We start from the raw sequence: 15,844 nt of genomic DNA, 5'->3' as shown, positions 1-15,844 counted from the left end.
CATTCAATCAAAGTTTTGCATTTTCAGTACTGCTCCAGTATTTGCTGATGTAACCATCTGGGCATAGCGGCCAAGCCATCCTGTTTTTACTTTCGGCTCTGGTCTTTTCCATTCTTTTCGGCGTTTCGCTAATTCCTCATCACTCACTTTCACTTCAAGCAAACGCTCCTCTACATCAATACAAACGATATCTCCTTGCTGAAGAAGTGCAATTTCCCCACCCGCAGCAGCTTCTGGGGAAATATGCCCGACAGAAATACCTCGTGATGCTCCCGAAAAACGGCCATCTGTTAATAGTGCTACATCAGCTCCTAGTCCCATACCAGCAATTGCTGATGTTGGAGCTAACATTTCTGGCATACCAGGCCCACCTCTTGGCCCTTCATAACGAATAACTACCACATCTCCTTTTTTTACTTTCCCAAGCATAATCCCCGCAAGTGCTTCATCTTGTGAATTAAAAATAACACACGGTCCTTCAAAACGCTTTACTTCTGTTGCACCACTTTTAATCACAGCACCATCTTTTGCGAGATTTCCTTTTAATATACGTAAGCCCCCCTCTTGGCTATGAGGATTTTCAAGCGAATGAATGACTTCTTTGTCTTGAATTTCAGCATCGGCAATATTTTCTCGTAACGTTTTCCCTGTAACTGTTATCCGATCGAAGTGCAGTACCCCTTCTTTTCTACTTAATTCTTTTAAAATAGCACTCATACCACCTGCACGATCGATATCTTCCATATGCCAATTTGAGGCTGGGCTTACTTTACATAAATGAGGAACTTTCCTTGAAACTGCATCAATCCGGTTCATGTCATAGTCTAATCCTGCCTCTTGAGCAATTGCTAACGTATGTAATACTGTATTTGTAGATCCTCCCATTGCCATGTCAAGTGCAAACGCGTCATCAATGGCTTCTTCAGTGACAATGTCTCTCGGTTTAATATCACGTTCCATTAAAATTTTTAAACTCTCCGCTGCTCGTTGAATTAACTGCTCTCGGCGCGAGTCTGTCGCTAAGATGCTTCCATTTCCCGGGAGGGCTAATCCTAATACTTCACATAGACAGTTCATCGAATTCGCTGTAAACATACCCGAACAAGAGCCACAAGATGGACAACCGTGATCTTCAATATCTTTTAATTCTTCCTCTGAAATTTTTCCAGATTGATAAGCGCCTACTCCTTCAAAAACAGAGCTTAAGTCAACAACCTCTCCTTTTGACGTTTTTCCCGCTGCCATTGGTCCTCCTGAAACAAAAACCGTTGGAATGTTAATACGCATCGCAGCCATCATCATGCCCGGTGTAATTTTGTCACAGTTCGGAATACAAATCATGCCATCGAACCAATGCGCATTGACTACTGTTTCCACTGAATCAGCAATAATCTCACGACTTGGAAGGGAATAGCGCATACCGATATGCCCCATTGCAATTCCGTCATCGACTCCAATTGTGTTAAATTCAAATGGAACCATTCCCGCCGCACGTACAGCTTCCTTTACAAGGCGACCAAATTCATTTAAATGTTTATGCCCAGGAATAATTTCAATAAAAGAATTACAAATCGCTACAAACGGCTTGTGGAAGTCTTCATCTTTGAGCCCGGTTGCTTTTAATAAACTGCGATGCGGCGCTTTATCGAAACCTTTTTTAATCATGTCACTTCTCATATTTTCAATTCCTTTCCTCATACATTTTTACGCTGCTGTTTATTTTTTTGTTTCTAGCGGCTGAATTCAAGACATCCTTTCACGAAGTACTGCTCCTACCTTTTTCAGCCGATGCTTTTGCTCTTTCTTTTTCATTGCATACTACGCCTTACGTCCAGTTTAAAATTCTAATAACCTTTTCCCCTAAATTCTCCTTGCTGAATTTTGATAAGAACACATTTCATTTTATCCGTTGCGATTATCCTGTTACATGATCGCCAAATGCTGCTGTATTTGAAATAGAATGACACATATTGGTCACTCTATCTTCATACATGAAAGCGACAATCTCTGCTTATGATGTATTTACTTGCAAAACATCTACTACCTGTTTTAATATTTCTTGCCCCTTGTTTGGATAGATACGAAACTTATACACTTTGTTAACTAACATTGATTTCACCTCCTTTTAGTATATACTCATTATATACCAAACATAAGTATATACCGAAATGGAAGTGAAGTAGTATGGAACGTATTTCAAAATTAATTACGTTTCCTGCTGATTTAGTGGCAGAAATCGAAAAATACCAAAAAGAAAATTACATCACGAGTTTTGCAGGTGCGGTTTACGAGCTTATTCGTAAAGGTTTAAGTGTGTCGGATCGTTAACGTGGCATAAGCCACGCCCTATCCGAAGGCGATTCATCACCCACCTACTCATTGGGCTATGCCCTGCACGTTCCTTGAGGTGGGTGTCTTCTCGCCTAAAAAGATAAAGCGCACTATACACTGGTTAAATAGCTCCTCCCAGATAACCAAATACGGTTGTTTCACCTAATTTTTTCAAGCATTGAATAACATGACTTGCACCGCTCTCTTTCCCTTCTTCCAACTCCTTTTTCTTGCAAACTGTATGCCTATCTTCCATTTTTTACTCCTCCCCTATCTTTTACGCCAAACTCTCTGCTAGTCCTGGCACACGTACTCCTCGTTCTCTCGTTAACCGTTTAAACGCTTCGGTTAATTGTTTTGTTACCTCTCCAGGCTTTCCATCTCCAATTTCTCTTGCATCAACTTTTACAACTGGAATTAATTCAGCAGCAGTTCCCGTTAAAAACACTTCATCCGCTACATATACATCGTGACGGGTAAACGGTCTTTCTTCACATGGAATCCCCAATTTGTCACAAAGTTCAATCACGCTATTGCGAGTCACTCCTTCCAATGCCCCTAAGTAAGAAGGCGGTGTTACTACTTTTCCATCTTTCACTACAAAAACATTGTCTCCTGACCCTTCACAAACATATCCTTGTTGATTTAACATAAGTGCTTCTAGTGCACCCGCTTGCGCTGCTTCAATTTTCACTAGTACGTTATTTAAATAATTCATTGACTTAATACGTGGATCTAATGCATCTGGCATATTCCGGCGAGATGCAACCGATACAACGCTCAGACCATTATCATAAAATTCTTGAGGAAATAATTTTAATTGCTCTGCAATAATGATGACACTTGGCTTTTCGCAACTTCTTGGATCCAGTCCTAAATCCCCCTTTCCTCTTGAAACAATTAGTCGAATATATGCATCGGCATATCCATTTTTTTGTAACGTCTGTACAACCGCTTTTTCCATTTCTTCCACTGTCATTGGAATCGTGAGCAAAATAGATTTTGCAGATTCATATAACCGCTTTACATGCTCTTTTAAACAAAAGACATTTCCACCGTAACTACGAATTCCTTCAAATACACCGTCTCCATATAAAAACCCATGATCATATACCGAAACAACAGCCTTTTCCTTCTCTACTAATTCCCCATTCATATAAATATACTGCTTTTTCATCTTACATCGCTCCTCTTTTTCATCTCTTTATGCAATCTATCTTTAAATCGATTGCTGAGAAGAATATATAAAGACTAAATTTTCTGTATATTATTCATAAAAATATACTCGTCTCAGCAATCGATTCTTTACAACTTGTAGCAACCCATTGCTGAGACGAGGGAATCGTGGTACCACTCAGCTTCCTTATACTCCTCACGAAATATAAGCTCAGTAAGTCCAAATATGGACTTTTGTTCTGCTATCGGGAACAACTCCGCTACTCCCTACTCGTTTCCTTTCGTGAATAGTGCTCTGAGGTGATTTTCAATCAATAGATTTGTACTACCCTCACAGCCACGGAGTAGCTCTCTGAAACAAATCGTATCGTCTACTTTCCTCTTCTTCACATTCTTGTATTTTTTTAAATAAAAACTCTCGCCCCAACAATCAATCTCTACTCACTAGTAGATTTGATTGCTGAGGCGAGAGTTTCGCGTTACCACTCAGCTTCCTTATATTCCTCACGAAATATAAGCTCAGTAGGTCCCATCAGACCTCCGTCCATTTATCGGAGACGAGCCCGTCGCTCTCTACTCAAATTCCCTTTCGAAAGCGATGCTCCGAGGTGATTTTCAATGATTTGCTTGTTACCGCCCTCACAGCCACGGGGCAGCTCTCTGAAACACGCATCATCATCTACTTTCCTCTTCTTCACATATAAAATATAATTAAATTAGAAAATTTAGAATTGACTTAAAAGTTATTAAACGTATTATAGAACTTTCTCTTTTTGATTGTCAATACATTTTCCAAAAATTTATTTTTAAAATCTAATCAGAATATTTTTGGTTAGATATTTCTTAATATTTTTTATTGCATAATAACATAGTTTATATAATACTTAATAAACACATCTATTTAGGAGGTATTACAAACATGTCAAAGAAAACATTCGAACTTGCAACCTTCGCCGGCGGCTGTTTTTGGTGTATGGTAAAACCATTTGATGAACTTCCAGGTATTCAAAAAGTTGTTTCAGGCTATACTGGTGGACATATTTCCAATCCAACATATGAACAAGTAAAATCTGGCACATCCGGGCATTTAGAGGTTGTTCAAATGACATTCGATCCTTCTATTTTTCCTTATCAAAAATTACTAGACTTATATTGGTCGCAAATTGATCCGACTGATGATGGCGGACAATTTTTTGATCGTGGTCCATCTTATCGCACGGCAATTTTCTATCACAACGAAACCCAAAAAGAACTCGCTGAGAAGTCAAAACAATTGCTTGCTACTAGCGGTATATTTAACGAGCCAATCGTAACAGAAATTCGCCCAGCTGCACCTTTTTATGAAGCAGAAGAATACCATCAGCATTTCTACAAGAAAAATCCGAAGAAATATGCTCAGGAACGAAAAGAGTCTGGACGTGAAGACTTTATAAAAACAAATTGGCAGAAGAAATGATAAAAGGACGAAAAGAATCGTCCTTTATTTCTTAAGTCTTTCGATAAAATCATGTAATTTATCTAGCGAAGTCATATTTTGATTACATGCTATACTATCTTGACAAATATAATTTCCTTTTTTAACAAACGTGCCTGGCACATCTCCTTTTATTTCAACTAAAAACATGCCTACCTCTTCATGTCCATGACATAGTGCACAAATCCCTTTTTTATTTATACTTTGAAACGTCCCTTGAACGCCAACTAATTTATTATTCTTTTTTGCTATAATAAACCTTTTTCCCGTTCCCTTATCAGTCCAACCTAAATATGACATTTCTTTCATGTTTACTTCTTCCATTTCAGGAAGCTTCAATTTTTTCACTTTAGGAAATAATTTTTTTAATGCTTGTGGAGTAACTTCTTGAAACGGTATAACATACGGATTTAATTTAAGCAAAAATGCTTCCGCATCCTCTCTATTTTCAACTGCCAAAATTGTTTCAATTAATTCTTTCTGTTCACTATTTAAATTTTCAAAGGCGTGTAATACTTTTTCAATTGCAAGAGATTTCAAAGCCGTAATGACCCCTCTATCGTTTGCTGTTGCATGTCCATGCACAAGAATATGAGTTTGTGATTTTATAAAATTATATTGATCACTTCTAATAAATGCTTCCATCGTTATCACTCCATACAAATTATCAATCTGTTTTTATTGTATATAATACTTTTCTTTTATAAAATACCAAAAACAATTCATAAACAAACTATACATAAAAAAGCACTGATTATTTCAAAAGAATAATCAGTGCTTTTTACTATGATTTGGAATACACAATTTTTTTTATTGTTTCTACAGAAAGAAAATATTCTTCCGCTAATTGATAAATAGCAATCCCGTTTTCAAAAGCTTCTTTTATCTTTCGATTTCGCATATCGATTTGTTTTCTTCCCCCAGATCGTGTACCCCATTTATAATGTTCAGTTTCTTGTTTTGGAATGTAAATTGTTTCACCCTGTACATATTTTTGAATTTCTGCAATTAAACTTTCCGGTAAAACAGCTGTTGCTTTTACGTATCCCATGTTTGCTCGCCCCTTATTTCGTATGATTCATTTCAATAAGGGCAAAGCCAAATACAAAAATATACGAGCTCAATTTGGCGATTGTATATACATTGTCTACCTCACGCAAAGTATCGCCATTTCCATACTTGGCTTTGCATGAGACGCTGCAATGTCCGGCAATTGCATCATAATCGCCATAAAAACACCTCCAATATACCATTTATGGTTTCATTATATGATATTTGTTTCCTTCTTGCACCTTTATACATTTGAATATTCCACCATTTCTTTAAATAACTCCAATTACATTTAAAAATACAATAATGATAGCGACTGGTGCGATATAACGAAGTAAGAATAACCATAGTATGAATAATGTATATCCTTTATGTTTACTTACACCAAGCTCTCTCATTAATACATCTTTCTTCATTTTTAATGGAACGAATATAGAAACTAACAATACACCAAGCGGCATCAGTACATTACTTACTGCAAAATCTGCTAAATCGAAAACTGTCTTTCCAAAAACCTTAAAATCACTCAATACACCGTATGATAATGCCGATGGAATACCTACTACAAAAATCAATAACCCTACAATGATTGCAAACTTCTCGCGTCTCCCATTTCCTTTTGCTGTTAACGATGCAACACTAATTTCTAACATAGAAATAGCTGACGTAACTGTTGCAAAGAAGAATAGTAATAAGAAAATAACGAAGAATACTTTTCCAAACGCCATTTTACTGAAAATAGCAGGTAATACGATAAATAATAATCCTGGTCCTTGTGACGGTTCCATTCCAAATGCAAATACAACTGGGAAAATAGCAAGTCCTGCAAGCAATGTAATCATAAGTGTTAGTCCTACAATTGAAAATGCCGAACGCGGTAGACTTTCTTCCTTCGGTAAGTATGAACTATACGTTACCATTACTGCTACACCAACAGATAATGAAAAGAACGATTGACCCATTGCATATAAAATAATTTCCGATGTCACATTTGAGAAATCTGGTTGCAAGAAGAAACGAACTCCTTCTCCAGCTCCATCTAATGTAAGAGCACGAATAATTAATATAAAGAATAAAACAAATAGCGCAGGCATAAAATATTTATTTACTTTTTCCACACCGTTTTGTACACCTTTACTTACAATGAAAATCGTCATAAGAATAAATAATAACTGTGATCCAACTGCTAAATAAGGATTGGAAATGATTTCACCAAATGTTGCTTCATATGCACCATTTCCTTCCCATAACCTTCCTGTAATTGCATTCCATAAATATAATAAAATCCAACCACCTACTACACTATAGAATGAAAGTAATATGAAACATGTTACAACACCTAATTTACCTAGCCATGGCCATAATGTTTTAGGAGCAATTTGTCTATATGCATCAACAGCTTCTTTTTGCGTACTCCTCCCAATTACAAATTCAGCTAATAAGAGCGGTAAACCAATTAATAATGTAAAACCGATAAAAATAAGAAAAAATGCTCCGCCGCCTCCAATCCCGGCCATATAAGGGAACTTCCAAATTGCCCCAAGTCCAATTGCTGAACCTGCAGCAGCTAATACAAAACCTAATTTTGATGTCCATTGCGGTGAATTCATATTGTAATCTCCTCTCTATTTCTCTTTATTCATTGCGTTCTAACATTAGCTATTTCTAGTAGAATCTCCTCCTCTTTAAATAAAAAAACTCCCTACGCAAATGCGTAGGGACGATTAAAATATCGCGGTACCACCCTAGTTATGAAGACACAACGACAGTAGGACCTTCAATAAAAAACGCCCCTACGCAAATACGTAGGGACGATTAAAACATCGCGGTACCACCCTAGTTGTGAAAAAACTCTTCACCACTTTATTTCATAACGGTATTCACTACCGTCTTTCATTTCCTCACAACGTGAGATTTATGAAAGATGCTCCAGGACGAACTTCATGAATAATCTATATACTGATTCACACCGACCATCAGCTCTCTGAAATAGGAAGACTTTCACTACTATAACCTTTCATTGCCCAAATATGATGTTTCCGAATTGATTAATATCATTTTTATCATATACTCAAAATGGTGTCAACTAAATTTTTATGTATAATCTATCTATTTTTTGCTGTGAAAATTCAAAATATGAATTTTCTATGAACCCTATTCCAATAGTGATGTTTATACTTTATTAAATACCATGACAGGTTTATAGTAATATAGATGGCTGCATGAGAGCAAAAGTGGGAGGAAAGTGTTTTGTCTACTTCAAAAGTGTTAAAAGGAACTGCTTTACTAAGCGGGGCCACAATGATTTCACGTATCTTAGGATTTATCTATTTCTTCCCCTTTCAATTATTAGTTGGTACACAAGGGGTTGCTTTATATGGATATGCATATTCTTGGTACGGTATCTTACTTAGTTTTTCAACAGCCGGCATTCCAATTGCCGTATCAAAATTTGTCGCAAAATATAATGCACTAGGTGATTATAGTACAAGTAAAAAACTCTATAACTCTAGTGTAAAATTGATGCTATTGATGGGGTTTTCTGGTTTTTTCATTTTATTTATCGGTGCTCCTTACATATCACAATTTATCATTCGTTCAAAAGCGCCAGATCCAAAGTTTATCGCTGATGTAACACTTACAATGCGGGCGCTCAGCTTTGCGCTTATTATTGTACCAGCAATGAGTGTCACACGCGGTTATTTTCAAGGCTTCCAGCATATGAAGCCAAGCGCCGTATCACAAGTTGTAGAACAAATTGCACGCGTCGTTTTCATTTTAGTTGGTAGTTTTGTTGTTACAAAGTTACTAGGTGGCTCTGTCGCTTCTTCTGTAGCAGTCGCTACATTTGGTGCTGCGGTCGGAGCGATTGCTAGCGTTTCGATTTTAATCATGTATTGGAAAAAATATAATCATCTAAAACCACCTAAAGGTGAGCTCAAATCAAGAGCATCTACTCTTCCGTTAAAAAGTATCTATATGGAATTACTTCGTTATGCAATTCCCATTGTATTTGTCGGCATCGCTATTCCGCTTTATACATTAGTCGATCAATACACAGTTGCTGACGCTTTAAGAGCTCTTGGCGAGCCATTAACAACAGCAAATGCTGTCTTCGCTTATATAGCGAACTATGCTCAAAAATTAATTATGATTCCAGCTTCCCTTGCAACTGGATTTTCATTAACAATTATTCCAGCTATAACAAAATCATTTACAAGTGGAAAACAAGAAGAATTACAAGAACAAATTACAAAGATATTTCAAGTATTATTATTCTTCACCATTCCAGCGGCATTCGGTCTAGCTAGTATTGCTTACGATGCATTCCGCATGGTTTATGTGAGCCACGATATCGCAGTAGGCGGTTCACAATACTTAATTTCCTATGCACCATCAGCTGTATTAAGCGCAATCTTTACCGTTTCAGCAGCCATTTTACAAGGAATTGATTATCAACGAAAAACAATGATTGCTTTCTCAGTAGGCATTCTTGTAAAACTGATTGTCAATACTCCTCTTCTATATGTATTAGGCGGACATGGAGCGGTACTTGGAACTATTCTCGGATATCTCGTTTCAGATGCCATTATGTTATACTGCATCGTTAAATTCGCAAAATTTGATATAAAAGAGACTATAAAAACAGTATGTCTTATTATCATTTATTCTGGCGCAATGTCCGCTATTGTCATGGCATTAAAAGCGATGATAGGATGGTTCATACCTGGACAGTCTTACATCGAATCATTACTTATCGTAATCATATGCGGCGTAGTTGGCGGCTTCGTCTATCTTTTATTTGTATTAACAAGCGGCCTTGCTTCACGCATTCTCGGTAATCGCATTCAACGATTACCGATATTAGGAAAATTTATAAAATAAAAATAAGAGATGTAACGGTATAAATTGTTACATCTCTTATTTTTCTACTTTGCATGCTCTCGCAATCTATTATTCAAACAGCCCCATACTTAAATACCGTTCACCTGTATCAGGTGCAATACACAATACCTTCTTACCCGCACCTAATCGCTTCGCAATCATAATTGCGGCATAGACGGAAGCCCCTGAAGATGGTCCTACTAATAACCCTTCTTGTTTTGCTAAATTTCTCATCGTACTTAGCGCTTCTTCATCTGCAATTTGAATAATTTCGTTATATATTTCTGTATTTAAGTTTTTTGGAATAAACCCCGGACTGGTTCCAACTAGTTTATGAGGACCTGGCACACCGCCAGATAAAACAGGCGATCCTTTCGGCTCCACTACTACAATATGTAAATTGGGTAATTTCTCTTTCAACGTTTCCCCTGTCCCTGTAATTGTTCCACCTGTTCCAGCAGTCGCTACAAAGGCATCTAACTTCCCTTCCATTTGTTCATAAATTTCAAGTGCTGTTGTATAGCGATGAATATTTGGGTTTGCTGGATTTTCAAATTGCTGCGGGATAAAACTATTCGGTATTTGTTTTTGCAGTTCTATCGCTTTTGCAATTGCACCTGGCATTCTTTGTTCTGCCGGTGTCAAAATAACTTCTGCACCATATGCTTTTAACAGATTCATTCGTTCTTTTGACATATTATCCGGCATAATTAAAATCGCTTTATATCCTTTCGCCGCTGCATTCATCGCTAAACCAATTCCCGTATTTCCACTTGTCGGTTCAATAATCGTATCTCCCGGCTGAATAAAGCCTTGCTCCTCTGCAACATGAATTAAATGATAAGCTGCACGATCTTTCACACTACGAGATGGGTTAAACATTTCTAACTTTACATATACATCCGCCGCATCTTTCGGAACAAATTTAGATAATCGCACGACAGGTGTATCCCCTATTAATTCTGTAACATTTTTGCATAGTTTCATAGCGCATCCCCTATTCTATACGGATTTTTTATCACTCGGCAGTAACCAGGAAGTAAGTCCAATTAATGGTAAACAACTACATAATACCATAATGAACTGCAGACTATATATGTCAGCTAATTTCCCAAGAACGACAGCACCTAGCGCGCCAAGACCAAATGCAAGACCGACAATTAATCCTGATACCATCCCTACTTTCCCTGGCACAAGTTCTTGGGCATATACAACAATCACACTAAAGCTACTGGAACTAATGAAACCGATACATAAAAATAGTGGCACAACCCATAAAAGAGAAACATGCGGTAATAAAAGTGCAAGCGGCGCAGAACCTAGCATGGAGAACACAATAATATTTTTCTTACCAAATCGATCTGCGAGCGGTCCTCCAAAAAATGTTCCCAGTACGCCGGAAATCATAAAAGCAAATACAAAATATTGCGCATTCTTTATCGATAAACCATAATGCTCAATCAAATAAAATTGATAGAAGTTCCCAATACCAGCTCCATACCACGAACGAACAAATGTTAAAAAGATAAGGAGAACGATAACAAATTTAATATGCGCACTTACAATTGCATTTTCAGCCTCAAGTGCAGCTCGTTTCTTGCTTTTTACAGCACCGCTTACTAATTCATTTTTATACCACTTTGACACATACATTAATAATAGAATCCCTACTGCTGCAAAAGCCGTAAAACCAAGCGAACCTTTTTGACCAAGAGGAACGAAAATTACTGCTGTAAAAATTGGAGCAAGTGAATTACCAGTATTCCCCCCTACTTGATAAATCGCTTGTGCTAATCCACGCTTCGTACCAGATGCCATATACGCAACGCGGGCTCCTTCTGGATGAAAGACTGCTGAACCTAATCCGATAAATAAAACAGAAATAATAACAATAATAAAGTTTGGTGCAAATGCAAGACCAATCATTCCAAGCATGCTTGAGAACATACCGAGCGGTAGTAAAAATGGGGATGGCTTCTTATCTGAATACATCCCAAATACCGGTTGCATAACAGATGACGTCATATTTAGCGCAAACGCAATCCATCCGACTTGCATATAAGATAAATTCATCGTTTTTTCTAAAATTGGAAACAATGCCGGCACAACAGCTTGCATAGAATCATTCAAAAAATGACCGAAACTAATTGCAAATAAAATGCGATATATCGTTGGCGTCGTCACTACATTTTCTTTTGAAATTGCCTGCATATTTGAATTTCACCCTCCTTACAACATATATTTTTATGCGGGTATCATCACTTCTGACTTTTGAAACATTTCTATTCTATACTGATTTTATCTCTTTTTCCAACAATACAACTTTCCATAAAATATATTTTTCACATAAACTTTATTGGATTTAATTATAGAAATTTTCTTTATCTTCTTTTATACTAAATCAAAGATAAAGGGGAGGATGAAAGCGATGAAGAAAAAAACAAAGAGAGTTGCGGCGCTCTCACTTACATTGTCACTCGTTTTAACAGCTTGTGGTCAAAAACAAGAAACAACAACGAACAAAGACGAGAAAAAAGTAGCTACAAAACAAATATTAAACATTGTAGAAACCGGGGAAATTTCTACTCTTGATTCCTCTATCGCAACGGATGGTTTTTCCTATGCAGCTTTAAATAATGTGATGGAAGGGCTGTATATGCCTGGACCAGGTAACAAACCTGTACCAGGGGCAGCTGAATCTTACACATTAAGCGAGGATGGAAAAACATATATATTTAAACTTCGTCATTCAAACTGGTCAAATGGTGATCCTGTAACAGCGCATGACTTTGAATATGCATGGAAACGTGCAATAAATCCAGAAACAGCTTCTGAGTATGCCCATATTATGTTTGATATTAAAAATGCTGAAAAAGTAAATAAAAAAGCATTACCTCTCGATTCATTTGGTGTAAAAGCGCTTGATGATAAAACGCTTGAAGTACAATTAGAGCATCCTGTTCCATACTTTTTAGGGCTAATGGGATTTGCAACCTTTTATCCACAAAATCAAAAAGTAGTTGAAGCACAAGGGACAAATTATGGTCTCGAAGCTGCAAATGCAGTATATAATGGACCGTTCGTATTAAATGAATGGAAACATGATACAAGTTATAAAATGACGAAAAACCCAAACTACTGGGATCATAAAAATGTGAAATTACAAGAAATTAATGTCAATATCGTGAAAGACACTTCAGCAGCTGTTAATTTATTTGAAAGCAAACAAGTCGATCGTATCACAATTAATTCAGAATTTGTCGATAAATACCAAAACGATCCAAGCTTAAAGAAAATGGCACGTCCTTCTGTGACATTTTTTCGATTAAATCAAAAAAATCCTTTACTAGCAAATAAAAATGCTCGCAAAGCGATTTCTCTTTCCTTTGATAAAAAAGGAATTACAACAACCATTTTAAATAACGGTTCCATTCCTGCAAATGCTTTCATTCCAAAAGGCTTTGTAAAAGGACCCGATAATAAAGACTTTCGTAGTACAAGTAATGTCAAAGTAGAAACAAATATAAAAGAAGCGAAAAAACAATGGGAAACAGCAAAAAAAGAAACAAATCTACAAAATGTTTCTCTTTCCATCATATCAACTGATGAGTCAAACGATAAAAAAATAAGCGAATACTTAAAAGGCGAATTAGAGAAGAATCTACCTGGTTTAAAAATCACACTAAATCCACTTCCAGTAAAGGCATTTTTAGAACGTGAAGGAAATGGAGACTTTGAAATTTCACTTTCTACTTGGGGACCAGATTATCCTGACCCGACAACATTTTTAAATATGTTCGTAACAGATGGCCCTTTCAACAAAATGAACTATTCCAACAAACAATATGATGAATTAATGGAAAAAGCGAGTTCTTCTTTAACAACTGATTTACCAGCACGTTGGAAAGCGTTCCAAGATGCTGAGAAAATTCTAGTTGAAGATGATGCAGCAATTGCTCCAATCTTCCAAGCAGGGCTTATTTACTTAGAACGTCCAAGCGTAAAAGGTGTTGTCGTTCGTCCATTTGCGGGTATATATTCTTATAAATGGGCGTATATAACAGAGTAGAAAGAGACTCTGGTATATATAACTTTTCTTCTATCCTTTACTTACAAAAAGTACATCACTTCCGAATCGTGATGTACTTTTATTTTTGAATATATGTTTCACTTATTCAGACGCATCCAACTCTCGTTTTTCTTGTAACAGTTTTTCAAATTCCCTTTCTAATTTTTCGGACGGTTCAATACTTAACCGGCTTAGCACTTCTGATAATTTCGTTTCCAGTAAAAGACGTGTATCCTTTTTACGCTCTTGAGCTTGTTGTACTTGAGTTCGTTTATATTGTTGATAAGTTCCTTCAAACAGTCCAAGCTCTTGATTATGAATGGTTAAAATTCGTGTCGCGATATTTTCAATAAAGCGGCGATCATGTGAAACAAAGATGACACTCCCTTCGTATTCTTTTAGAAGAGATTCCAACGCTTCAACAGCTGTCATATCAAGAAAATTTGTCGGTTCATCCAAAATTAAAGTATTTATATCACTTAAAAATAGCTTTGTTAATGCCACTTTCACTCGTTCCCCACCACTTAAAACCTCTACAAGCTTATAAACATCCTCTCGAAAGAAATGCATTCTTGCAAGAACTGTTCGAATAAGCGTTTCATTCTGTTTGGAAGAAGACTGGACATTTTCGATAATGGATTTTGCTGGATCTAATATATTTAAATTTTGACTAAAATAGCCAACTTTTACAGCAGGAGAAAATCTAATCCCATACTCTTGATTCATAATTTGTTTTACGAGTGTTGTTTTCCCGCTCCCATTTGCACCGATAATTGCTAATTTGTCACCACCTCGAATATGAAAGCTTGCTTTTTTCCATAGCACACGTTTCCCAACTTTACCTATTCTATCATTCACTCGTAAAATAATTCGGTTTTTAAACGTTTCCGCATTCGGTAAGTCCATCTTAAGCGGCGGAAGCTCTTTTACTTTTTCTACCTTTCCAAGTTTTTCTAACCTTGTTATCATAGCGGTTGCTGTTTTTTGTAACTTCTTTTGTTTTTTTGCAAAATACGGCTTTGTAATTTTCGGTTCTAGCTTCCCTTCCTTCTTTGGAGTCTTTGTTGCTCGTTCCGCCTTTTTCTCTTTCAGCTTTACCGCTTCTTCCAACTGCTTTTTCTTTTTTTCATATTTTTCATATGCTAATTGTTCTTGTTGCCGCTCTATTTCTTTTTGTTTTACATATTCGCTATAGTTACCTGTATACACTTTTATTTTCCCTTCATCCAATTCCCATATCGTTGTGCAAAGAGCATCTAAAAACGCGCGGTCATGTGAAATGATAACAAATGCCCCTTTCCAATTTCCAAGCTTCTTCTCCAGCCATTCAATATGTCCTGTATCAAGGTTTGTCGTTGGTTCATCGGCAAGTAAAAGCTCCGGATCTTTCAGAACAGCTTTTTGAATATATTCTTGCGTCACTTCACCACCGCTTTTTGTTGTATCTGTTTGTTTCAGCTGCGGTAGAAGTTCACACCTCACACGTTGAACAATACTCCCTTCTTCCGGGACAATTTCTTTAGCTAATATTTGAAATAACGTTGTTTTTCCGCTTCCATTTCTACCAACTAACCCAATTCGAGCATTTTGATGAATTTGCAATTGATCTATATCAAGTAACAAGCGATCTTGTATATAGTACTTTATACGATTAGCTTCTAATAACAACATAGTAACATCTCCTCTTATCTCATTTAGAAGACAAAAAATGCCCCCTATATCCATTCAGAATAGGAGGCATAAATCATATATAGGTGTACACAAAAAGAGAAAACCCTACTCTCTTTGGGCCAACTATAGAAGTACATCCTATTCTGAAAAACGCAAATAAAAGGCATCACAAATAACAGCGTAATGGT

13 protein-coding genes, 1 pseudogene and 3 other annotated features are annotated in these 15,844 nt (G+C 36.7%); of the genes and pseudogenes, 4 read left to right on the top strand and 10 right to left on the bottom strand.

Annotation, left to right across the window (positions count from 1 at the left end; genetic code table 11):
• Positions 1 to 3 precede the first annotated feature (3 nt).
• Both ilvD and BCER98_RS20815 read right to left on the bottom strand, forming a co-directional pair.
• Positions 4 to 1,677, bottom strand: a complete 1,674-nt coding sequence (ilvD, locus tag BCER98_RS07610; protein ID WP_012093939.1) for a dihydroxy-acid dehydratase — start codon at positions 1,675 to 1,677, stop codon at positions 4 to 6.
• 334 nt (positions 1,678 to 2,011) lie between these two features.
• Entirely contained in the window at positions 2,012 to 2,110 is a 99-nt protein-coding gene (locus BCER98_RS20815) for a helix-turn-helix domain-containing protein (RefSeq protein WP_081428362.1), read from the bottom strand.
• 74 nt (positions 2,111 to 2,184) lie between these two features.
• On the opposite strand from BCER98_RS20815, the gene BCER98_RS22425 reads away from it, so the two are divergent.
• Entirely contained in the window at positions 2,185 to 2,328 is a 144-nt protein-coding gene (locus BCER98_RS22425) for a hypothetical protein (RefSeq protein WP_164468624.1), read from the top strand.
• Positions 2,329 to 2,455: 127 nt separating this feature from the next.
• Here BCER98_RS22425 and BCER98_RS22925 read toward each other — a convergent pair.
• Positions 2,456 to 2,587 (bottom strand): annotated as a pseudogene (locus BCER98_RS22925) (thiamine pyrophosphate-binding protein); the annotation flags it as partial.
• Positions 2,588 to 2,608: 21 nt separating this feature from the next.
• Entirely contained in the window at positions 2,609 to 3,508 is a 900-nt protein-coding gene (ilvE, locus tag BCER98_RS07605) for a branched-chain-amino-acid transaminase (protein WP_012093937.1), read from the bottom strand.
• Between the two features lie 149 nt (positions 3,509 to 3,657).
• Positions 3,658 to 3,903, bottom strand: a binding site (T-box leader).
• Between the two features lie 62 nt (positions 3,904 to 3,965).
• Positions 3,966 to 4,211: a binding site (T-box leader), on the bottom strand.
• A gap of 215 nt (positions 4,212 to 4,426) precedes the next feature.
• On the opposite strand from ilvE, the gene msrA reads away from it, so the two are divergent.
• Positions 4,427 to 4,963, top strand: a complete 537-nt coding sequence (msrA, locus tag BCER98_RS07600) for a peptide-methionine (S)-S-oxide reductase MsrA (RefSeq protein WP_012093936.1) — start codon at positions 4,427 to 4,429, stop codon at positions 4,961 to 4,963.
• Between the two features lie 24 nt (positions 4,964 to 4,987).
• Here the strand turns inward: msrA and BCER98_RS07595 are convergent, their stop codons facing one another.
• The 3 genes from BCER98_RS07595 to BCER98_RS07585 form a co-directional block, all read right to left on the bottom strand.
• The gene (locus BCER98_RS07595; protein WP_012093935.1) at positions 4,988 to 5,626 is read right to left on the bottom strand and encodes a FusB/FusC family EF-G-binding protein; all 639 of its coding nucleotides are present in this window, start codon (positions 5,624 to 5,626) and stop codon (positions 4,988 to 4,990) included.
• Positions 5,627 to 5,765: 139 nt separating this feature from the next.
• Positions 5,766 to 6,032, bottom strand: a complete 267-nt coding sequence (locus BCER98_RS07590; protein WP_012093934.1) for a CD3324 family protein — start codon at positions 6,030 to 6,032, stop codon at positions 5,766 to 5,768.
• A 271-nt stretch (positions 6,033 to 6,303) separates the two neighbouring features.
• Positions 6,304 to 7,641: a sodium-dependent transporter gene (locus BCER98_RS07585; RefSeq protein WP_012093933.1), complete on the bottom strand. Its 1,338-nt coding sequence runs from the start codon at positions 7,639 to 7,641 to the stop codon at positions 6,304 to 6,306.
• 194 nt (positions 7,642 to 7,835) lie between these two features.
• Positions 7,836 to 8,061 (bottom strand) — a binding site (T-box leader).
• A gap of 220 nt (positions 8,062 to 8,281) precedes the next feature.
• On the opposite strand from BCER98_RS07585, the gene BCER98_RS07580 reads away from it, so the two are divergent.
• Entirely contained in the window at positions 8,282 to 9,916 is a 1,635-nt protein-coding gene (locus tag BCER98_RS07580; RefSeq protein ID WP_012093932.1) for a putative polysaccharide biosynthesis protein, read from the top strand.
• Positions 9,917 to 9,985: 69 nt separating this feature from the next.
• On the opposite strand, the gene cysK is transcribed toward BCER98_RS07580, so the two are convergent.
• Both cysK and BCER98_RS07570 read right to left on the bottom strand, forming a co-directional pair.
• Entirely contained in the window at positions 9,986 to 10,903 is a 918-nt protein-coding gene (gene cysK / locus BCER98_RS07575; protein WP_012093931.1) for a cysteine synthase A, read from the bottom strand.
• Positions 10,904 to 10,918: 15 nt separating this feature from the next.
• The gene (locus tag BCER98_RS07570; RefSeq protein ID WP_012093930.1) at positions 10,919 to 12,127 is read right to left on the bottom strand and encodes an MFS transporter; all 1,209 of its coding nucleotides are present in this window, start codon (positions 12,125 to 12,127) and stop codon (positions 10,919 to 10,921) included.
• A 217-nt stretch (positions 12,128 to 12,344) separates the two neighbouring features.
• Between BCER98_RS07570 and BCER98_RS07565 the strand changes: the two genes are divergently transcribed.
• Positions 12,345 to 13,985 (top strand): peptide ABC transporter substrate-binding protein, encoded by a 1,641-nt coding sequence (locus BCER98_RS07565; RefSeq protein ID WP_012093929.1) that lies wholly within the window; start codon positions 12,345 to 12,347, stop codon positions 13,983 to 13,985.
• A gap of 102 nt (positions 13,986 to 14,087) precedes the next feature.
• Here the strand turns inward: BCER98_RS07565 and BCER98_RS07560 are convergent, their stop codons facing one another.
• Complete coding sequence (locus BCER98_RS07560) at positions 14,088 to 15,656, bottom strand: Vga family ABC-F type ribosomal protection protein (RefSeq protein ID WP_012093928.1); 1,569 nt, start codon at positions 15,654 to 15,656, stop codon at positions 14,088 to 14,090.
• Positions 15,657 to 15,844: the final 188 nt, after the last annotated feature.

It is taken from the genome of Bacillus cytotoxicus NVH 391-98 (genome assembly GCF_000017425.1).
Taxonomy (GTDB): domain Bacteria; phylum Bacillota; class Bacilli; order Bacillales; family Bacillaceae_G; genus Bacillus_A; species Bacillus_A cytotoxicus.
Note: the sequence above shows the minus strand (reverse complement) of the source record. Positions and strands in the feature narration are given on the sequence as shown.